General features: G+C 46.4%; 16 protein-coding genes and 1 tRNA gene. 2 read left to right on the top strand and 15 right to left on the bottom strand.

All coding sequences use genetic code 11. The features are described 5' to 3' along the window. Positions 1-147: 147 nt before the first annotated feature. Positions 148-3,162, bottom strand: coding sequence for a SpvB/TcaC N-terminal domain-containing protein (locus tag GXP69_RS06880; protein WP_163913735.1), 3,015 nt, complete (start codon positions 3,160-3,162; stop codon positions 148-150). Positions 3,163-4,104: 942 nt separating this feature from the next. Between GXP69_RS06880 and GXP69_RS19340 the strand changes: the two genes are divergently transcribed. Next, positions 4,105-4,374 (top strand): JAB domain-containing protein, encoded by a 270-nt coding sequence (locus GXP69_RS19340; RefSeq protein WP_163913733.1) that lies wholly within the window; start codon positions 4,105-4,107, stop codon positions 4,372-4,374. Between the two features lie 156 nt (positions 4,375-4,530). On the opposite strand, the gene GXP69_RS06870 is transcribed toward GXP69_RS19340, so the two are convergent. From GXP69_RS06870 to GXP69_RS06805, 14 genes are all read right to left on the bottom strand, one after another. Beyond that, a complete protein-coding gene (locus tag GXP69_RS06870) occupies positions 4,531-6,210 on the bottom strand; it encodes a T9SS type A sorting domain-containing protein (RefSeq protein ID WP_163913732.1) in 1,680 nt (559 codons plus the stop codon). Between the two features lie 4 nt (positions 6,211-6,214). Next, the gene (locus GXP69_RS06865) at positions 6,215-7,732 is read right to left on the bottom strand and encodes an esterase/lipase family protein (RefSeq protein ID WP_163913730.1); all 1,518 of its coding nucleotides are present in this window, start codon (positions 7,730-7,732) and stop codon (positions 6,215-6,217) included. A gap of 35 nt (positions 7,733-7,767) precedes the next feature. After that, positions 7,768-8,217 (bottom strand): DUF6252 family protein, encoded by a 450-nt coding sequence (locus GXP69_RS06860; protein WP_163913728.1) that lies wholly within the window; start codon positions 8,215-8,217, stop codon positions 7,768-7,770. A gap of 1,563 nt (positions 8,218-9,780) precedes the next feature. Continuing rightward, entirely contained in the window at positions 9,781-10,995 is a 1,215-nt protein-coding gene (locus GXP69_RS06855) for a site-specific integrase (RefSeq protein ID WP_163913726.1), read from the bottom strand. Positions 10,996-11,246: 251 nt separating this feature from the next. Then, positions 11,247-11,334, bottom strand: a tRNA-Ser gene (locus GXP69_RS06850). 61 nt (positions 11,335-11,395) lie between these two features. Next, positions 11,396-12,472 carry an asparaginase gene (locus tag GXP69_RS06845; RefSeq protein ID WP_163913724.1) on the bottom strand — a complete coding sequence of 359 codons (1,077 nt, stop codon included), beginning with the start codon at positions 12,470-12,472 and terminating at the stop codon, positions 11,396-11,398. 2 nt (positions 12,473-12,474) lie between these two features. Beyond that, a complete protein-coding gene (locus tag GXP69_RS06840; RefSeq protein ID WP_163913723.1) occupies positions 12,475-13,245 on the bottom strand; it encodes a TatD family hydrolase in 771 nt (256 codons plus the stop codon). A 258-nt stretch (positions 13,246-13,503) separates the two neighbouring features. Then, the gene (locus GXP69_RS06835; protein WP_163913721.1) at positions 13,504-14,595 is read right to left on the bottom strand and encodes a glycosyltransferase; all 1,092 of its coding nucleotides are present in this window, start codon (positions 14,593-14,595) and stop codon (positions 13,504-13,506) included. Further along, positions 14,592-15,230, bottom strand: coding sequence for a polysaccharide deacetylase family protein (locus tag GXP69_RS06830; protein ID WP_317164569.1), 639 nt, complete (start codon positions 15,228-15,230; stop codon positions 14,592-14,594). Before GXP69_RS06830 ends, GXP69_RS06835 begins: the two co-directional genes overlap by 4 nt. Positions 15,231-15,376: 146 nt before the next feature. Beyond that, positions 15,377-16,600 (bottom strand): PP2C family protein-serine/threonine phosphatase, encoded by a 1,224-nt coding sequence (locus GXP69_RS06825; protein WP_163913719.1) that lies wholly within the window; start codon positions 16,598-16,600, stop codon positions 15,377-15,379. Beyond that, positions 16,593-17,768: an ABC transporter permease gene (locus tag GXP69_RS06820; RefSeq protein ID WP_163913717.1), complete on the bottom strand. Its 1,176-nt coding sequence runs from the start codon at positions 17,766-17,768 to the stop codon at positions 16,593-16,595. The genes GXP69_RS06825 and GXP69_RS06820 overlap by 8 nt, the downstream gene beginning before the upstream one ends. Beyond that, positions 17,769-18,026, bottom strand: a complete 258-nt coding sequence (locus GXP69_RS06815) for a hypothetical protein (RefSeq protein WP_163913715.1) — start codon at positions 18,024-18,026, stop codon at positions 17,769-17,771. Further along, on the bottom strand, positions 18,023-19,156 hold the full coding sequence (locus GXP69_RS06810; RefSeq protein ID WP_163913712.1) for a glycosyltransferase family 2 protein: 1,134 nt from the start codon (positions 19,154-19,156) through the stop codon (positions 18,023-18,025). The genes GXP69_RS06815 and GXP69_RS06810 overlap by 4 nt, the downstream gene beginning before the upstream one ends. Then, the gene (locus GXP69_RS06805) at positions 19,153-20,106 is read right to left on the bottom strand and encodes a lysylphosphatidylglycerol synthase domain-containing protein (RefSeq protein ID WP_235925581.1); all 954 of its coding nucleotides are present in this window, start codon (positions 20,104-20,106) and stop codon (positions 19,153-19,155) included. Before GXP69_RS06805 ends, GXP69_RS06810 begins: the two co-directional genes overlap by 4 nt. A 61-nt stretch (positions 20,107-20,167) precedes the next feature. Here GXP69_RS06805 and ruvC point away from each other — a divergent pair, with 61 nt between their 5' ends. Then, the gene (gene ruvC, locus GXP69_RS06800; RefSeq protein WP_163913709.1) at positions 20,168-20,740 is read left to right on the top strand and encodes a crossover junction endodeoxyribonuclease RuvC; all 573 of its coding nucleotides are present in this window, start codon (positions 20,168-20,170) and stop codon (positions 20,738-20,740) included. Positions 20,741-21,290: the final 550 nt, after the last annotated feature.

Here is a 21,290-nt window from a genome sequence, read left to right as displayed (position 1 = left end):
CAAAGGCCAAAGGCAGTGAAATAAGGGTATATGTTTTTCATCGTCGTTGTATGCCTGAGGTATTAATTCTTGTAGTGGTATTCATACGCTTTGAGCACGTTCCCTTCGTGGTCCCGAACCAGGCGTAGCCTGCCCATCCCGTCGTACTCATAGGATGTCATCCGCCGTTTCCACTCCGGCAAGGGTTGCATTCTCGATCTCGGCGACAGGGAACTGATTTCGGTACCCCCATAGGTAGACAAACCGGCGACCGTCTGCATCCAGAAGCTCCTGGAGCCTGCCCGAACTATTGTAAGCTAGCAGGGTTGTTCGCAGTGCATAGCGGCTGTCATGGCGCACACTGTAACTACCGCCTTCAGTAGCAACGCTCAAAGGAGTGAATGCCGTTTCGGCGACAGGAGCCGCCTGTTCCAGCAAATACACCTTGTGTGGTAGCACCAATGGCCTGGTACCGACATGGAAGGTATTGAACTCGGTCAGTTCTCCGCCAACAAGGGCCATGCCGGCTACGGTTCGCTGCCAGGTCGTCTTTTCTATTACCGGACTGATGATATGGTTGGTCTTCATCTGCTGCAGCGCCTGAGCTGCAGGCGTCAGGAGTGCTCCAGCAGGAAAGTCGTAGTCAGATGGATAGGTGTACCTGGTTACCCTAGTCATCCCGTTTTCCAGTGATTGTTCCTGGCGCGTGAGCTGGGTATGCACCGGCAAGCGGTCATAATGGAAGGTAGTCACTTGTGCTACATATTGGCCAGAATTATCCTGCGTGTATATTCGCTCCTCGGAACGGTCCAAGTATTGGAACTCTGAGAGCATCTGGTATTCTTCCTGGTAGAAAGTGTTGTTGAACCAGTTCGCGTTGTAAGTTTCTGATGCAGCATCGGGGTGTTTGGAGGCATACACAGCCTTGTAACCACTCAGTACGTTCCTGGTTGCCCCATCCACCGTATAACTATTTAGGAGCTTACGGACAATATTACCTTTAATGTCATAATCTGTCTGTGAAAGCAGACGCCCCCGCTGCCAACTTTTGTCTGTCGGTGGCGAAAATGGATATGCCCTGCCCCCCTGTCCATCCGGGCTCTCGAAGTGGCTGGTAAAGGCATAGGTACTTTTCCCGGCTCCGCTACCTTGCACGACCGTCACCTCACGGTACATAACTGGTGCGCTGGAACCACTTGCATTCGGAGCGCTGGAAGTTAAGGCCATGTAGCTGTATTCGTGTTTAGGTACCCCCTCATCAAAATCAGGTTCAGGCAGATTTTCGTGCTGCCAAACATATTCCCAGTTCGTATAGGTATAGTCATAGCTGGGGGCAGCATTCAAACTACCGCTGGACAAGGTACTATCTTCGGAAAGCCGGTAATGATAAGTTTTTACGATATCTTTTTGGGGATCCATGCCATCGTGCAAGACCGTCTTGCGAACACGTACTCCTCCGGCCAGCTTAAGCTTCAGAATCTCACTGGAATAAGAGTAATAAGTAAAGTAAATGGAAGCATAAGTACTGGCATCGGTAGCAGTAGCTGTTACATAGTAATGTCCGGGTTGCAGGCGGAGGGTGTGGCTTTTATTATCATCATGGTCGAATACCGCAACTTGGCTACCCTTGCTGTCAAATACCTGCACCATAGCCCCCAGGAAACCATTGGCTGTCATGGTAGAGAAAGTACTTGCTTTCATCGCAGATGGAGCTGTCTGGGTGTAAACGCTGGTGCTTATGGTCACATCCTGTGCTGTGGCTACATAGAAGGTAGCAGAAGTGGCACGGGTGTTCTCCGCTGGGGACTTTTTCGGATCATAATACCAGGCCTCCGCATAGTAGGTATGAGGGGTTGTCTTTAAAAGGGTTTCTTCAACAGGCCTGTTCTCTATAAAGCTATAGTCGTGCGCTTCATATTCATACTGCGCAAAGCCGCCGGTCGGGTAGGTAATTCTTGTCAACAGGTTTGCCAATGGTGCAGACATGTTAGGGTCACGGTTTGCACCTTGCGCAACCGTCCCGTTGCTGAAGGTATGCTTCGGTATTAAACTGGTGTTGCCGGTAGCCTTATTAAAATACCCCCAATGATCCATAGCCTTAGATGTGCGTCTGGGCAATTGTTGGTCCATGTTATAGGTAAAAGCATGTGTTCGGGGCGATTGGAACAGGACATCGTTCCCCACAGGCATTTCAAGTAATGTATTCAACCGCAAACGTTTGTCTTCAGGAGTAGTACCTACGCTAAAATAGTCGTAATGAAAACTATAGTGCTTGATAAGCTTATCCTGTTTGTCATACACTTTAATGGCATCCAGCCTCAGCGGCTGATGAGGATCGAGGTTGTCCCTCGGTCGGAGATCCTCTCTGCTGGCACTTGAAATAAATTCTACACGCCCCTGAGAGAAACGAATTCGCTCTAACTGCTTAGAGTACATAGTAGTTAAGGAGGCATTCACATCGGTATACCGAACCTGGGGGGTTGCCCCGAGAATATATGTTTCCTGGTCAAAAACTTTAGTTTCAGAGAGCGTCAGGTTCTCCCGGTATGTGGCCTGCTTGTAGTCAAAATAGATTGTATCCGTTCCATTGGCAGACACAATCTTTGACAGGAGCCAGCTGGTCACGTTTGCTTCTGCTGTGTTTTCCCCTCTGACCAGGCTTTTCTCGGTTTCTTTAAAAAAGTAGGTATCCCCCTTTGGATTCGTGATCTCCCATCCGGCGATCACGCTTCCTGTTACCCGTAAAGGCTGTTTGGGCATGAGGTATTCCCGGTCTGTCTGTATAAACTTCCCGCTGTAACCATCAAAGTTGTAAAAGTATACATCAGGCTGCCCGTCAACTGTCCCTTTTGTTAAAAAGGACAACAAGGAATAATCACCAACCTCATTCAGGTGTCCCGACCGAGTAGCAAAGTGTGTCAAGTAAGATCCATCGTCAGGCAAACCGCGAATGGTGCGTCCAACCATCCCCCCTGCATTGAGCGACCAGCCTAGGCCTACCCAGCTGGCCAGTTCCCCGACCTTGAAGCCGCCTGCGTGATAGTTCAGGGAAATCGGCAGGCTCAGATCCCGCCCATTCACCTCGTAGAGCGGGATGCTAATTTCCGGTGTGCCTGTGGACAGGCTTACCGGAATATCCACATACTTTCCCAGGGCCGCTGCCGTTGGAGAAAGCGGGACCATCTCCTGGCGGTACAGCGGGGTAGACGGCTGCTGGCTCTGCGCGTGTACCTGAGGATAAGCGAAAAAAGAAGACAGTAAAATTAATAGTAGTAAACGTTTTGCTATCACAATAGAAAAAACAAGTAGTTAGTATTATTACAAGAGGACACAGTTCTGCCATCCTGCCACTTTTCAGAAAGCGCAGCACAAGTGGCAATAACTTATCATATAGTTCGGGAAATAGCACATACGTGCTTTTCGAAAAGCCCATCTCCTTCATTCAGCTGAAAGCAAAACAGGGAGCTAGTGTATGCAGGGTATGAAAGGCGTTAGCTCACAAGCATATTCACATGTGAATATGTAATATACACACTAATGCGGCTACGCCAATTTCTAGGAAATGAAAATCGGGGAGGTAAAGTTTGTCACATAGTTGGTCGGAATAGGGTCATACATAAGTGCGGGCAAATGTAGGAGTACTATGCTATTTTACAAACCTTTTTTTAGTGAATGGCATTGAAAAGCAAACATTATCCACAAATTCCAAAATATAATTTAGCTAATACAATTCCAACAACAGTTTTTTTGAATTGAGAAATTTAAAGCGGAACCTGTTCATAACTTTTACTAGAACAGCTATAACGTAGACAAGTGGTTTCTTAAGAGTAGCTTCCCAATATTTGTAGAGTTTGGTTGAATTATAGCTAACATTTAAAAACAAAAGACGAACACCCTGTGTTACAGCAGATCTACTCATTAGAATTCTTATGCTAATTTCACATGATTAGTAGGACATTAAATAAGACTCATTATTGCTCACAACTGGCCTAAATACCTTTCTTGTACCAAACTTCTATGACAGCTACCACAGCCTGAAAAACAGCTGAGAAACTAGCAAACTTGAGTTTGTCGAGCAGTTCGAGGTATTGCTCCTGAATAGGGTCAACCGGGTACTAGGCCTCCATGAGCTCTCCGCCTGCAGGATGGCAAGCACGGTGGCCAATCGTTTCAGCACTCATAGCCCGTGCTTCAGCTATCGTTTTGCGTCACCACCATCTCTCAGGCTATACCAAACCCAGCACAACAGACCTGCAGTTCACTAAGAAGATGAAAGCAGGCAGGGAATTGCTTGTCTCGCCATATTGGATCACAGAAAGCTATTACTCTTTAGCAGATGAAAGGCTTCTGAAGCCCTTTCTTCGTTCATCTTTAAACACACTATTTATATTATAAGTCATCCCTAGGTTATTTGTGGCTAGCAAGTAATCATTTCATGATTAAAAGAGTATAAGAATAGCGGACATATCAGCGCATCGATTCAGCCCTTAAATGACGAATGGGGCTTATACAAGCCCCATTCGTCATTTTAACTTGACACTACGAACTGGATTATATTCTGCGGCTGATCTGTATTCTCTTTGTGATTACAGTCTCTTTGAAGATAAACTTTAGATAGTAGAAACCTTCTCTTAACTCGTCGACACTTATTTTTAAATTCTTAGATCTGCTCCTTGTTTCATACACGACTTTCTGTTGGCTGTTGTAGAGGACTACTTGATATGCATCCCCTGCTGTACCTTCTGAATAGGTGCTATCATCTACTGTCACATTAAGCTCTTCAGATGTAGGGTTCGGATATACCGTTACCATAAAAGTGTTCAAATATTGCCCGGTAAAATAAAATGTCTTTTCAGAAAAGTGGCTCCAGCCGCACTCATAGTTCTGCCTTGCCTGAAACCTGTAATAACCAGGCTCCATAGCTGTAAAGGTCAGCTTCTTCCCTTCAAAGATCATTGGGAAAGGGTTCTGAGAATCCATTGGCGGGGTAATCACCCACATATAGTCTCCATTATATGTAGAAGGATTGTCTGTCAACATGTAAAAGTCATAAGCTTTGCCGGTGTTGAGATTCCCTTCCAGAGAACAGTTGCAGTTTGGATCATAAGCTAAGCTTATCTGTGGGAGACTACTTCCAATCTGTATATTTTTAACTACATCAACATCACATACACCTTCCACTGTAAATGTTATCCTGGCTTGTCCTCCAGCACCAAAGACAGGTTCTATAAACGCAGAAGACCCAGAACCTGAACTATTTACAAACAGATGGGCTGGTACTGCAGACCACTTTACGATTGTTCCTGCAGGCACATTAGGTAAGGTATAAGTGGAAGAACTGCATAAAATCGCAGGCCCTGTTACTGGGTTTAACCCACACACGAAAGTGCAGTCCGGGGAAAGATCAGGCGCATTATTAAGCTCCGCAACAATCCAGTTCCCGCTCCTAGCTGTTAAAACCATATGTTCTTCGTTTACCCTTGAGTCCTCAAAAGCTGTGGTAAAATTATCAAAGGGTGTACTTTTTGGAGCAAAAGGTGGTAATGAGCCGATATATGTTGCTATATGATCGGTGGAAGTTAGAGCCACTGCGCCGCCACCAATGTCCAGCGCGCTGGTAGTCGGCACAAAGTTAAATGTGGACCTAACTGATAAGTTGATATTATACTTGGCAAGTGACTTAGCTAGGTCATTATTCGTCTCTGAAGAAATGTTCCTGGTGTCCAAACCCACTCGGTAGAAACCGCCGGGATAGCTGTCGTAAGCCTGAAGCCCACTTGGTGCATATTTACTGACATTCGTAAGGTTGCTAGTAACGGGAATAACATAAAGAATATTCTTCTTATAAGTGATCTTGTTATAATACACCATATTGCCTCCGTTGACATTAATAGCATAGACCCTCACATCTATATTGATCTCATTACGTCCTGGGATAATCCCCATTGACAGTGGTGTGCTATTAAGTAGATTACCAGCAACCGGAAAGGCAACCATCCCTGCAATGTCTCCCAGGAACCTAGTATTACCCTTGCCTATTAAGGCAAAAAGTAGATCGCCTGGTAGGAAAGCCTGTAAAGAACCACACTCAGCACCATTGCTTAAAGCGACTTTCCTAAAGGCGGTGTTGCCATTGCCAACAGGATACCCCTTGGTGCGTAGTTCGCTTTGCCACTGGTGGTGGGCTGTGTTATCCAGCACACCGTAATCATTTATGCGGTTGATGAGCATTTGCCTAGCTGCTGGTCTGTCTGCAAGGCTGAGGGCTCTGCGCGGACTCATCCCCCCCCCTGAAAAACTGTATTGCTTCTGCGGTGGAAGCGGTGAGACCGGTTCTGAGGTAAAGTCCTTTTACATGACGTGCCAAGTGCTGGTAGCCTATTGGAACAGTTGCGCCCTGATGCGGCGTATCAAAGCTGACAAAAAGACGGGTGTCATGGATTTCATTTTTATCTTCCATGTCTTTGAGCGCCCACCTAACGGCAAGTCCTCCCATGCTTATGCCAATAATCACGTTGTCTGCTTTCAAACCATTTGCAAGTGCTACTTTTTTACTATTTACCAGGCGTATGATTTCTTTCACAAGCATAGCATTTCTCCTGATGTCATCTGTCCCATTTTTCCAGTCCACATAGATCACATCGTATGAACTATTTACTAGACTCCTTAAATTCACAGAATTATTTAGATTTGCTTCAAAGTTTACCATCAGATCATCCCCAAACTTTGACTCAGGTTCTAATATGTGGTAGGGGTCAAAACCTTCCACGACAATCAGGGGGTTTCTTAATTTGTTGTCTGGGTTTGCGTATTTGATCCTGATGTACCCTTGTGCATATTGCCCAAGGTAGGGTTCTGTTGCTGTCACCTGGCACAGGTGACATGGGTTATCGCCTGAAAGCAATGTCAGTAGGTCATCATCCGCAGACCTGATATCAATTTCTGAATGGCTTATTAACGAGGTGCCGTTAATTAGGTTTAACCTATATTTTAACTCCTTTCGTCCTGTGTCCGGATATACTACGCTCAGTGCTTGTCCGGCGCTCATGATTCGGAAGCCCATACCATCCCCGGCATCTACCTCCAAGCTGCTTACAGACCCGATCTCATTGCTCTCCCAGAGTGCTGTGGGGAGCAATAGCTGCTGAGTAAGGCCTTCATACACTTTGGTGGCAGGTGCCATGGCAAAAACACTTTCTACTTGATAAGGATTTTGCCATGCGCCCGACACATATTTATCAACTAATTTTTCGTTGGATATGGTAAGTTTGTTGGCACTCACGGCATCATTGCGAAAGCGGGCATATTGGAAATACATACCGGCTAGGGTGATTCGTCCGGGTTGCCTGTTGTTATACCACTCACTGTCCAGGTTGTTAAGGTCTAGAGTTGCGGCACTGGTGTGAATACGGGCTGTGTAAAGCGTACGGTAAATATCCCAGTAGGCTGCTTGGTCTACGAAATTGGTGTCGGTCAAGGCATTCCCATTGTAGTTGCTCATGTTGGTGAACTCCATGGCATAATCTAGCAAAATTCCCTTTGGGACTCTATTTGTTTCCAGCAGGCCAAATATATGACGCATGCGGTTGTGAAAGGTGGTGTCGAGCTCCGTGCCTGCAGGCATGGGGGAAGTGAGATTATACTTGGGGTAGTAGTAATCGGGCTGCTGGGCGTATATGCTTGTGGGAAGACACAGCAAAGTTAGGCACACCAATAGCATGGTGCGCCGTAGGGCGTACAAGTTGTTTTTCATGAAAAAGGGTTAAGGGTGAAATATATAAAAGGGCATTATTTCATGTACTTCATATCGAAACGTCCTTCCCGTACTTCCACTACATTCCCTTTCTCATCCACGGCATCAAACCAGAAGGTGCCTGAGATGATCTGATTATACCTGTCGAGTTTGGTGATGGTCAGTTCGCCCTTGTTAGTCTCATTAGTAAAGTAGTAGGTGGACTTGGTGCCGTTATTCGTCCATAAAAAACCATAGGCATTGCCCTCCTCATCTTCTGAAACAAGTGGGTAGGTCTTACCCTCTTCAACTTCTAATTTATTGGTTTGAACATAAACCCCTGTTACAGGCTTGTCTTTGTTGTTAATCACTGATACATTAAAGTAATAGCCTTTACCGAAGCTGTCATCCAGGTACTGATAATAACAACTGTAGGTAATGTTTCCCCACTTATCTGCTTTAGGCACAAGTGCCTTTCCATTCACCAGGCAGCCGATGGTGTTCATACCACTTGTGGAGGCAGCGGGAAGTTGATCGATAGGGTTTGCTGGTGATATGTCCTTTTTCTTGCAGGAAATAAAGGTTGAGAGTAGGAACAGAAGCAGGATTAAGTTCAGGGGTTTCATAGCGTGAATATTTATATCTAATAAATATATAGAGAATGCTTGATATAAGCAATTGAATAATGATAAAATATTCACATGCAGTTATTTCCATAGATTATAAACCTAGAATTATCGGCAGCTCTAGGGGACCTTATTCTTCGAATGAAGTAAAGTAAAACTTAACAGTTAGTCACTGATCTGCTTGGGTGTATTTTAAATACTACTGTTTCATCAAGCCACTAACCCAACTCCTGTTGTCTGAAATGATGAATGTGAAATTTCCATCCGCTCTTGTGACGCATGCAGGCTCAAGGCAGTAAAGCAGGTTATACCGCATGTCAATCTTGTTAATCTAGCCTTATAGTTTATAACTTAATTTAATATGATTATTTGTCTAAAGTCTATTTTAGAAAATACCCTTATACAATAGTTAAATGGAAATTGGAGGTCTTGTATTAGGCATTCTCATTGTCATAGTGCAAAGAAAATGAAGTTATGTCATTTAGATGTTTCCACCTCTGCTCTGTACCTGTGCTTTACTAGCATCATGTCCTGGCAAAGTTTAAGGTCAGGTGTCTTGGCATAAATGCTTTGTTGTTTTGATGGATGTATACCCGAGCATCTTGAACATGCTCTACAACGCTACCCCCGTTCAACAGCATGAATGTAGTAGCAAAGGTATGGCGAGCAGTGTGGAAGGTGGCTGATTTCTGGATGCCGCACACATCCAAGGCCCCTTCAGATACTCGTTCATCTTCTGGTTGCTGAGCACGGATATCAGGCGGTACTTATACAAACACTTCGGGTGATATGTATACTTATCGAGCAGGAGCTTGGCTGCAGACAGCAGCGGAAGCCGAGTGGGTGATGCCGGACTTCTGCATTCTAAAGGAGAGTCGCCTCCCTGTCAATGCCTTTAATGATGTTTGCCTGGGTGTGTTGCTATATGTCGGTGTAAACAGGCCCTATCAGGCGGCGGAACAGGAAGGTGTCCCTGACTTGGCTTAGCCGCTCAGAGATCATTCCCTCACTTTTTTCGAAATTATTATAGGTAGCGCTAGTTTTCTGTAAGACAATTGTTGTTGAGAAAACTACATTTAGAATTTATTTCACACGGCTGAAAAGAAAAATCTAACTATTCTGGCTTTTGACAATGTTTACTAACATTTAATCAATAATTGATGAAACTAAGGAAGAGCTATTAGGCTAAAAACATAATACTACAGTTGTGGCCCTAATAATAGGTGTCTGACTTAATGTAAATGCCCGTAGACTCTACAAGAAATCCCCTTGCTCTCCCTCCTAATCAGGTTGTCATATAAATAGAATCTACATGGAAAAGTAGGCAAACAAAAAATGTTTGCTTACTTTTATTTACAATCAATTGCCTAACAAGCACATATAACTAAAACAGGACAATCCCTCACTAGTTATGATATAGAGGCCACTCCCCAAGAAATAAGATCACAATTTTAGACGTTCCCGGAGTTTCTGCATATCCTCTCCTACCTTTACATCCAATATCTTAGCATAATGCTGAGTAGTTCTCAAATTTGTATGCCCGAGCATCTTCGACACGCTCTCCATAGGCACCCCATTAAGAAGCGTAACAGTAGTGGCAAAGGTATGGCGGGCGTTATGGAAGGTCATCTGCTTTTGAATCCCGCATAGGTCGGCAATTTCTTTCAGATATGCGTTCATCTTCTGGTTGCTCGGCACCGGCAGCAACCTCCCTTCATGCAGGCATTGCGGGTGCTGACTATACTTGTCAATGATGTGAAGCGCTGTTGGCAGCAGGGGAATACGGGAAGGGGTGTCAGTTTTCTGTCTCTTCCTGTAGATCCACTGCTCCCCGTCAATCCCCTTATGCAAATCAAAGTGCCTTAGCTGCTTCACGTCCACATAAGCTAATCCCGTAAAGCAGCTAAACAGGAAGATATCCCGCACCAGCGCCAAGCGTTCTGTAGGGAACTCTTTTTCAGCCAGCCGCTGCAGCTCTTCCTCTGAGAGGAACACCCGCTCCACGGTCTTTACCTTCAACTTGTAATTTGCGAATGGATTCGAGGAAATCCACCCGTTAGCTTGGCAGATACGGATGATCTTGCCGAAGTTCTTGATATATTTGACGGCCGTATTGTTAGAGCACTTGCGCACACTCCGCAGGTAGAACTCAAAGTCTGTGATGAAAGCATGGTTGATTTCCCTGACCTCCATATCCTCCACACCATATTTCCACTTCATGAACTCTTGCGTGTGCCTGAGCGAGGTGATGTAGCGCTCCAGGGTGCCGGGGGCAAACCCGTCCCCGACCAGGGCTTCCACTTTGCTGTTGTGCTCTGAGAAGACCTCCAACAGCGTCCTGCCCTTCTCCACTTTCCCCAGGAACCTGTTCTTGATAGCCTCTGCCGTTAGCGGCAACCCTGCCTCCACCAGCTGCCGGTGTGCCTCGTACACCTTCGCCTGCAGGTTGTCCAGGTAAATATTCAGAGACTTTGCTGTCGCTTTCGTGCCCATGGCGCGACCTGCTGAGGAAATCCACCTCTCCGGCTCAACGGACCTGCTAGTGGTTAATTCGGCCCGCTTGCCGGCCACCGTGACACGCAGGTAGATTGGAACGGGGCCTATCTGGTAATTCTTTGGTTTCTTCAGGTAGAAGAGAAGACTGAAATTGATGCTCATAACAGTGACTTTAAAGGTTAAACAAAAGTAGCCTTGCAGTCAACCGCAGTCAAGATGTAAACACCTTGTACACCTTGTGTATCAATAAGTTACACCTCAATTCGGTGAGTCAATAGAATCTTTGAATGAACTCACCGGACAACTCACCTAAACTATAGGAAAAGATGCAAAATTTAGAAGGCGGGTTAAAACAGAAAAGCCTGCAAACTCTTTATTTGCAGGCTTTTAGCTGATTTTGGTATCTCTACCAGCAGAGAGTGAGGGATTCGAACCCTCGATACCCTTTAGAGGTATACACACTTTCCAGGCGTGCTCCTTCAACCACTCGGACAACTCTCTAATTGTGGCTGCAAAGATACGCTAATAAATTCTATAGTTGCAAACAGCGCATAACTATAGTTTAGCTGCTTTGCAAGGTAATTTCACCACGCAGGTTCCCCGACAGCAGCTTTATCGTTTCCTCTTTCCCCAGGTTAAGGCCTAGTACAAACATCAGTTTGGTAATAGCCGCTTCGGTAGTGATATCTGCTCCACCAATTACGCCCATGTTCAGCAGGTACTTGCTGGTTTCATAACGCCCCTGGTCTACGCGGCCTTCGTCGCACTGGCTCACGTTCAGGATGTATACGCCACGGTCGATAGTTTCTTTTAGCAAATCAAGGAACCATGGTGTTGTAGGCGCGTTGCCTGAACCGAATGTTTCCATCACCACGCCTTTTATGTTTGGCAGCTGCAGTATACTCTGCACCACCTGCTCGGTAATACCAGGGAATAGCTTTAGGATAACCACATTCGGCTCCAGTTGATGATGCACTTTTAACGGCAGCAGCGGGCAAGGCAGAATGTGCTCGTCGTAAAAATCAATGTCAATTCCGGCTTCGGCCAAAGGTGGGTAGTTTTCGGATTTAAAGGCATCGAAATGGCTGCTCTCTACTTTTTTAGCCCGGTTACCGCGCAACAGCAGGTTATGGAAGAAAATGCTCACTTCCGGCACTCTGCACTTAACATGCGCTTTGGTTCCGGCAATCTGTAAGGCTGTGATCAGGTTTTCACGCGCATCTGTGCGTATCAGCCCAATTGGCACTTGAGCTCCGGTAAAGATCACCGGCTTCTGCAGGTTCTCCAGCAAATAACTCAGCGCCGACGCACTATAGCCCATGGTATCAGTACCGTGCAGCACCACAAAGCCATCGTAATCGTTATAGTTCTCTTCAATCAGCTTTGCCAGCATCAGCCAGTCATTTATAGTTATGTCTGACGAATCGATAACCGGCTCGATGCTGATTACAGTAAGCAGGTAATTGAATTGCTTCAGTTCCGGCACTCTATCCGGTATCTTCGAAAAGTTGAACGGTATCAGGTGCTGCGCTTTTTCATCGAACACCATACCTATCGTTCCGCCGGTGTAAATGATCAGGATGGATGCTTCCGGGTCGTCGGGTGCGGCTGTATCGATGTGGACTTTTACTGTTTGCATAACTATAGTTTAAACAGGTTCAGGGCGTTTTTGGTAGTTACTTCCGCTACTTCTTCTTCGGTTTTCTGCATTAATTCAGCTACACGTTTCAGTACCAGCGGAATGTAAGCAGGCTCGTTGCGTTTGCCACGGTACGGCACCGGTGCCAGGTAAGGGCAATCTGTTTCCAGCACCAGGCTATCCAGCGACACATGCGGAAGTACTTTATCCAGTCCACCGTTTTTAAAGGTTGCAACACCACCAATGCCCATCAAAAAGTTAAGCTCTTTTACTTTAGCAGCCTGCTCTACCGTACCCGAAAAGCAATGAAAGATTCCGCGAAGGGTACCATCCTGGGCAGCAGCAACTAATTCGTAGGTTTCGTCAAACGAATCGCGGGTGTGCAGGATGATAGGCAGGTTGTGCTTCTTTGCCAGTTCGAGCTGTACCTTCAAGGCTTCCTGCTGCTGCGGGAAAAACGTTTTATCCCAATACAGATCAATACCACACTCCCCTACTGCTGCAAACTTTCGCTTATCCAGCCACTCTTCCACCAGGTACAGTTCGCGCTCAAAATCCTTCTTCACATAAGCAGGGTGCAGTCCCATCATCGGTATGCATATTCCAGGGAAAGCAGCTTCAGCTTCCAGCATCGCATCTATACTGGTATGGTCGATGTTGGGCATGTAAATCTTCTCTACTCCTGCGTCCGTGGCTTTTGCTACGGCTGCAGCCAGGTCATCCTTAAACTCTTCCGAATAAATATGCGCGTGCGAATCAACTAATCTCAACATTTCAGTTAGCAGTTAACAGTAATCAGTAACCAAAGCGGTACTATAGTTTAAAGCTGCAAGTTAGCTTTAATTGCTGATTGTTATTTGCTGATTGTTGATCTGAATTAGCGGGATTTTGTCTGAACCGGGATTAATGGGGATTAGAAGGATTAATGAGATTCAGAGCAACTATAGCTCCGTGGTTGCCGAGGCGCAAGGTATTGCGTCTCTACAATTCCAATACCTTTCTAACTTTCTAACTTCTAAACCTTCTAACTTCTAATAGCGCCTTCCCTTCCAGACGGTTTTAACTGGTATAAAGAAGAAAATAATGAGGATAACGGATGATACGACGAGGTATAGTTCGAAGAGGATGTAGTAGTACCAGGGCACGGTCATGTTCACCCGGCGCAGGCACTCACGCACAAAAATGCTTTGAAAGATAAGTTTGAGCACAAAAATGCCCAGCATAATGGCCACCGAACTATGAACCCAGAATGGGATAAGCACCGGATAGTAAGCTGAATGCAGGATAAAAATAATAACCATATACCAGGGCAGATGCATGGAGCCGCTCATCCAGCGTTTGCGTTGATGCAAATACTGCCAGAACGTATCCGCCGGCAATGACAAGGCCAGTGTATCCCGGCTATAAATATTCCGGAACTCCCAGCCTTTGCTTAATATCTCGTTAAAAATGGCAATGTCTTCTGTAATGGAGAACTTTATGCCTTCAAAGCCACCTACACTTTCGTAAGCCTGCCGGCGCAAAAGCATGTTGTTACCCATCGTAGTTACCGGCAACTTTACATCGGCAACTACTTGTATCAGGCCGAGCGCATAAAGCCAGTCCAGTGCCTGCATTTGATGGAAAAAATGGTTGCCGGTTATAGTAGTAATGCCTGTAACCACGCCCACTCTTTCATCCAGCGCAGAGAGCATCATTTGCACCCAGTTTTTAGGCACGGCAATGTCGGCATCGGTATAAAAAAAGTAGTCGGTGGTGGCGCGGTGCGCGAGTTGTGCCAGCACATTAGCTTTGCCGCGTGTGTTGCCTATAGTCTGAGTAATGGTAAAGCAACTATAGTTTGGCTTGTCTTTAATGAAGTCGTTAACTATAGCACAAGTGTTGTCTGTTGAGGCATCGTTACCGATCAGTACTTCAATTTTGTCTTTCGGGTAATTCAGCGCATCGATGGCAGTAAGGCAGCGCAGTATTGAATGTTCTTCGTTGCGGGCGGCTATTAAAATGCTGATGCGGGGTTGCTCTGTGAAGGCAGAAGTATAGCTTTTACGGTTGTAAAACAGCAGGTACAGCAGCCCCAGGAAAATGGAAAAGTAAACTATAAAGTAGATGACCGATACGATCATAAGGTCTCAAAGGTATAGCCCAGCCCGGTGAAATGTTCCAGAAAACGGGGCAGGGCATAGCGCATGTTTCGTTCCGCTTTCAGGCTGTCGTGGAATACGATGATGCTGCCGGATTGGGTTTTATCTATGCTGTGCTTCAGGCATTCTTCCGGGGCTAATGTACCATCATAGTCGTTGGTCAGTACATCCCACATGATTAGCTCATAAGTTGGCCTGAGTGCTTTTGCCTGTGCTGATGTAATGCGCCCATAAGGAGGACGGAACAGCAATTTCTCACCTGAAGTAGCAGAAACTATAGTTTCCAACGCATCCTGGCACTGCTGCACATTTTGCAGGTATAGTTCCAGCGATGTCTGCCAGCCTTTTAAGTGGTTAAAAGTGTGGTTTGCCAGTTTATGTCCGCCCGCCAGCACCAGTTGTGCCACATCCGGGTGCTTTGCCACGTTGTCCCCAACACAAAAGAATGTAGCCTTCGCTTTATACTTTCCCAACTGCTCCAGCACCCACGGGGTTACTTCCGGAATCGGCCCATCATCAAATGTCAGGAATAGCTTCTTATCCGCCACATCACGGTGCCAGGTATAGCCAGGCAACAGCTTCTTCATCAGGTAAGGCGTTTTATAGAGGCGAAACACGTTAATTGTTGATGGCTAATTGTTGATTGTTGAATGGTTTTGTGCGTCTTAAATACTGCGTTACGATATTCAAACTATAGCTTCGTAAGTCATAAGACTACAGCATATTTCTAACTCACAAACTCCTAAACTCGCTAACTCTTAAACTATTTGAACCTGCACGAGAGCAAGGTAATATCGTCGTTCAGGGTGGCGTCTTCGTTGTAGAGGTTTATTTCACGGAGCAGTTGCAGGTGCAGCATTTTGGAGCTCAGGTAGCGGTGCGTCTGCAGGAAGTTTATAGTTCGCTCAATACCAAATTCCGAGTCGTCTTCGTCAAACACTTCGGTAAGGCCGTCGGTGTAGCAAAGCAGCACGGAGTTTTTAGGTACTGTAATGCTGGTAACCGCCATAAACGGCAGCACATCGAAAACACCCAGCATAGTACAGCCTTCATTCAGCAGTTGGTGCGTGTTGTTCTCGTGCAGCAGAATGGGTGAGTTATGGCCGGCATTTACATAACACAGCTCGCGGGTCTTGCGATTATACAGCGCCAGAAAAGTCGTGATAAACTTCTCTGCGATCGCGTTTCTATAGATCAGGTTATTCAGCTCAGCTACTACTGTGTTCAGGTCAGATGTTTGTCGAAGAATCGTTCTGAGGCCTGCCTGGAAGTTAGACATTAGCAAGGAAGCTGGCACTCCTTTACCCGATACGTCGGCCACACAAAACAGGAACCGGTCCTGGTCTATTTCAATGTAATCGTAATAATCGCCGCCGATGGATGAATGTGGAATATAACTGGCGTGTATGGCAATGTCTTTGTCGTTGGGCAGGGCCTTCGGAAAAAGCATGTTCTGTACTTCGCGGGCAATTTCTATTTCGCGGCGGATAGACTCCTGCGCCAGTCGCTGGCGGGCCATTTTGTGGTTTTCGATGGCAACCAGCATAATGTTACTCACCGTCTGCACAAAGTTCAGAGCTTCCAGGTTGGTGTAAAATGGCTGCATCTTGCCTATCATCACAAAAGCAAGCACTTTGCCGTTGTGCAGTACCGGGATCACGATCTCGAAAGCACGCCACTTTTTATCTACCTGCAGCTTACTCATATAAGTGATCTCTTTCAGCGAAGTGATAGCTTCCGGAAGATCCTGTTTTTTGAAATCCTGCTGCGTACCGAAATCGGCTTTACACTCCCATTGCTCGTCGTGCACGTACAGCACCAGGCGGCTGATATGCAGCTGGGCCAGCAAGGTAAAACGATAAATTTTATACAAGGCCGCTTCCGGCAGGTTGTCGTTTATCGCCTTTGTTATCTCTAGTAAAGCAGAGAGCTCCAGCTTTTTAAGGTTAAGCTCCTGTTGTATATTTGGTGTACTACTCTCAGCCATTCGTCAACGGTATTTTTGGATCGTATGCATCGCGCAGGCCATTTCCCAACAGGTTAAATGCCAGCACCAGCACACTAATGCACAAACTTGGTAAAAGTACTAAGTATAAACCAGCCTTCGCCCCTATCAGCTGAAAACCTTCATTCACCATCATGCCCCAACTTGGTGCCGGCGGTTGTACGCCCAGCCCCAAAAAGCTAAGGCCCGCCTCTATCAGAATTGCCGATGCAAAGTTTGCTGTGGCAATAACGATTAAGGGGCCTATCATGTTTGGCAGCAGATGCCTTAATATAATCAATCTTTCCGGAACTCCCAGAACCTGAGCAGCTTCGATGTAGGTCTTTTCTTTTAAACCGAGTATCTGGCCACGTACCACACGGGCAACTTCTACCCACATGGTTAAGCCCACAGCTACAAAAGCTACCCAAACACCTTTGCTATCCAGGGCCAGGCTAATGGCAATTACCAGCATAATACTCGGCACCGACCACACCACCGTCATCAGGAAGGTCATCAGTTTATCTACCCAACCTCCAAAATAACCGCCTGCCGCGCCAACTGCAATACCTACTATCAACGATATAAGCACCGCTACAAAGCCAATGCCCAGCGAAATACGTGTACCCAGAATTAAACGGCTCAGCACATCGCGACCGGCTTTATCGGTGCCCAGCCAAAAGGTTTTGTTCCGGATGTGGTCCCCTTCAATCAGTTTCTGAAGTTCGGTTGAACTATAGTTTCCGGGCTCAGATACAATTTCGTTTAGGCCAAATGTACGGGGTTGGTCGGCCATAGCATTGTTGCTGCGCAGTGGTTGCACTTGCAGGCTGTCTCCTTTAAAACGATAGCTTTCGATCGGGACCTCACTGTTATCTTCGGGTGCGCCGAATAGCACGAACTCCACAGGATTAACATCGGCAGCAGGATTTACTTTGGAGATGCGCAGCACTTTTGTTGAGAAGCCGGGCGTTTTCTTCTGGATCTGAACCAGGCCGTTGTTGGCGTTTGGTGTGCTGTCGGGCATGATGGCGTAACCCAGTATAGCCACAAGTATAGCCAGTACAATAATGCCCAGCCCAGCCATGGCTGGCTTGTTCTGCAACAGGCGCTGCCGGATGTAATAGGAAGGCGGACGATTTGCAGGTTTATCTTTCTGAAGTACGGCCATTTAAATTGAGTTATGCACTACCAAACCTGCTTTGGTAGCAAGGTAAAAATAATCCTGGCAGTGCTTCCCAAAAACTCCCGGATCATACGCGTGCTCGGTGTCCTGGTCGGGGTACATAATGCGGATGTAGCCTTTGGCTAATAGCGACTGCAGGCCCTGGCACAGCTCTTCATCACTTAAGGAAAGCGTGCTGCGCAGGTCCGGGTAAGACGCTACAAAGTATAATTCATCGAGTATGTCGAACTCTATATCTGTCATCGGTTCTGTATGGTTCTGCCTTTCCAGCGGTAGCGCCCGGTTAAGCCTAAAACGGCGGTTACCACCACATACGGAATGTATACTAGTTGCAGCGGAAGCATGTACCAGATGTACTGCCTTCGGCCTAAAAAACTGAGAATACGAGATAAAAATAAGAAATCTACGGCGAACTTGGCAACTATAGCCCCAATAAAAACCGAAGCAGGCAGCGCGCCAGCTATAGCCAGCAGCAGTGCCACAAACAATAACAGGTTAACGGTAAACACGATAAGCGCCAGCAATTTTACGTGCCACTGCTGGTACGCCCGCCATTTACTCGCCCACCTGATGCGCTGACTCAGGAAACTGCCGATGGTTTTTCGGGCTTCGGTGTAGACTATAGCTTGTTTGTGCTTCAGAAAAAACACCTTCTCCGGATGCTTCTGGCTGATCTTGTGCAGCAGAAATTCATCGTCGCCGCTGGCTATGGTTTCGTTACCAGCAAAGCCGTTGACTTCTTCGAAAGCCCGTTTGGTATAAGCCAGGTTAGCGCCGTTGCACATATTGGGCTTACCTAAGCCTATAGATGCACCGCCAATACCGATCAGGCTTGCAAACTCCACTAACTGCATCCGCTCGAGCAAACTATAGGTATTGTAAAAACTGACTGGTCCGCTGATGAATTTGGGTTGATGCGCTTGGAAACTATAGGCATATAGTTGCAGCCACTCCGGTTCAACACGGCAATCGCCGTCCGTAAATACCAGCAACTCCCCTGCTGCCAGTTCTACTCCTTTTTGAACAGCTGCTTTTTTACCAATGTAGTTAACATAATTATTCAACTCAATACATTTTATAGTTAGAGTTGATATATTGGCAAAATCGGTAACTATAGTTATTGTAGCGTCTTCGGAATGATCATCTACCACAATCACTTCGAAAAGGTGCTTCGGGTAGGTCTGTCTTTCCACATCCTGAAGTAAATGCAGAATATTAGCCCCTTCGTTACGGACAGGGATAATGACCGATAGTTTTATAGTTGGCTGCCAGTTTTCAGGGATGTTTGTTTCAGGCAGTTTGCCCCAGGCTAACCAGCGGCGGATAATTACCCAACTATAGCTTGCCAGCGAAACTATGAGAAGCCACATCATGCCGCTACTCCTTTCCGTGAGAAACGCAGGCGCAGCACAAAGTATAACCCGATCAGGCTCGGCACTGCAATGTTCAGCAACCATAAGCTCAGGCTGGCGCTCAGCACCTGCAATCGTTCCTGCCCCAGCAAGCCAAACAAATACATCGCCGACAGTTCCCGCACACCTAGGTCAGAAAGCAAGCTAACCGACGGAACGATAGATTTAATGAAAAACGTACCAGCCACACCGCTCACATATTGCAGCGCACTCAGCTTCACGTCAAACAGAATCAAAAGCAGAATAAACTGCACCAGGAAAACAGTATAACGGCCAAGTGAGAGTAACAGCAGTTTTGAGATCTCAGCAGAATTATAGTTTGCCATGATGGCCATATACGACACCAGTTTTTTTAAAGGCTTAATAGCTGAAATTACTGCTACAAGCGCCTGTGCATTGTATAACAACAGCAACGTAGCCGCAACTATAGTTAGCAGCAGAAACACCAGACTCAGCGAAACACCGGGATAATCAGCCCAGAAAAAAGTAACTATAAAGTATAACAGCCCCACAGAGCCAACTATAACCGTAGCTACCAACTGGCAAAAACGGCCTATAAAAATAGCACCTATGGCTTCCAGGCGTTGTTTACTTTTCAGCTCCAGTACGCGGCCGGCATAATCTCCTAAGCGGTTTGGGGTGATGAAGCCAAGGGTAAGGCCGACCATTACGGCCCTGTAGGCGCGCCAATACGAGATTGATTCCAGTTTCTGACCCAATAGCTGCCACTTTTTTGCTTCGAAGCCCCAGTTCGCCGGAATGAGTAGTGCGGTAACTATAAACAGCCAGCGGGCAGGGCTTTGCAAAGCATTTTCAACTATAGTTTGCCAGCTCAGGAAGGTAACGGGTGCAGTGAAAATGGCCTGGTAGAGCAGGTAAAGGGTAAGCGCTACCACCAGCAACTTAGCCAAGAGCAAAAGGAACCTTCTGTTAGCAGCAATGTTCAAGATATTGTCTTATTTTTGTAGCCTTATGGTTTACTCTTCTGCGCTTCCGCCTAATAAATTAATTCTTGGCATCGACCCCGGCACCCAGGTGATGGGCTACGGACTTATCGAAGTAACCGGTTCCAAGGTTAAGGTGGTGCAGTATGGCGTTATTCACCTGAAAAGCTACAGCAACCACGCCATCAAGTTAAAGAAAATTTTCGACCGTATGATACAGCTCATCGACGAGTACCTGCCCGATGAGTTGGCCATTGAAGCACCTTTTTACGGCACCAACGTGCAAAGTATGCTCAAACTGGGTCGTGCCCAGGGAGTTGCCATTGCCGCCGCCCTTTCCCGCGACATACCTTACGTAGAATACGCTCCAAAAAAAGTGAAGCAATCAGTTACCGGTAATGGTAATGCCTCTAAAGAACAGGTTGCTGCCATGCTGGTACAAATCCTGAAAATTCAGTCAGACCCGAAAATGTTTGATGCCACCGACGCCTTGTCGGTTGCGCTCTGTCACCATTACCAGAAGGGAAACAATGCCAAGTCGGGTGCTAAGTCCTGGAAAGGTTTCTTAACGGAGAATCCAGATCGTTTAGCGACGAAGTAAGTTGAGTAGGATTATTTTTTTCTGTCATGTCGAGTGCAGTCGAGACATCTTATATGTCCAATAATTTCTTTTTTGTCATTTCGAATGTAACGAGAAATCTATCTCAGACTATCGTTCTATAGCTAACTATAGTTGACAACTCGATACAAGCAGTTCGATATAGTTACTACTTATCCTGGGAGCTCTATCGGCCTATAGTGCTATAGTTTGCTTTGGTGCGCTCACGGCCGCGGGGCCTCGTCTTCAGGCATCGCGCGGTGTACATTTCTTTTGCTCGTTCCTCGCAATGGCTACGCCACCAGAAATCTACAAGGCGCTCAACCCAAAGACTGTGATCTTTCGATAGCTACAACTATAGTTTGCTTTGATGAGCTATAGTGCTGTGGCTTTTCGTGGTAGTAGTTCCAAGGGGCCAGGTAAACCTGCCCTACTCATGGTCTAGTAACTATAACATAATAGCCCAACTATAGCCCTAGTCGGAATTCCCCTCTTGGGAGGGGTTGGGGTAGGTTAAAATGCTAACTATAAAACTGTAAGAACCTACTATAGT

The sequence above is a fragment of the Pontibacter burrus genome, assembly GCF_010686685.1.
Lineage (GTDB): Bacteria > Bacteroidota > Bacteroidia > Cytophagales > Hymenobacteraceae > Pontibacter > Pontibacter burrus.
This window is presented reverse-complemented; position numbering and strand designations above follow the sequence as displayed.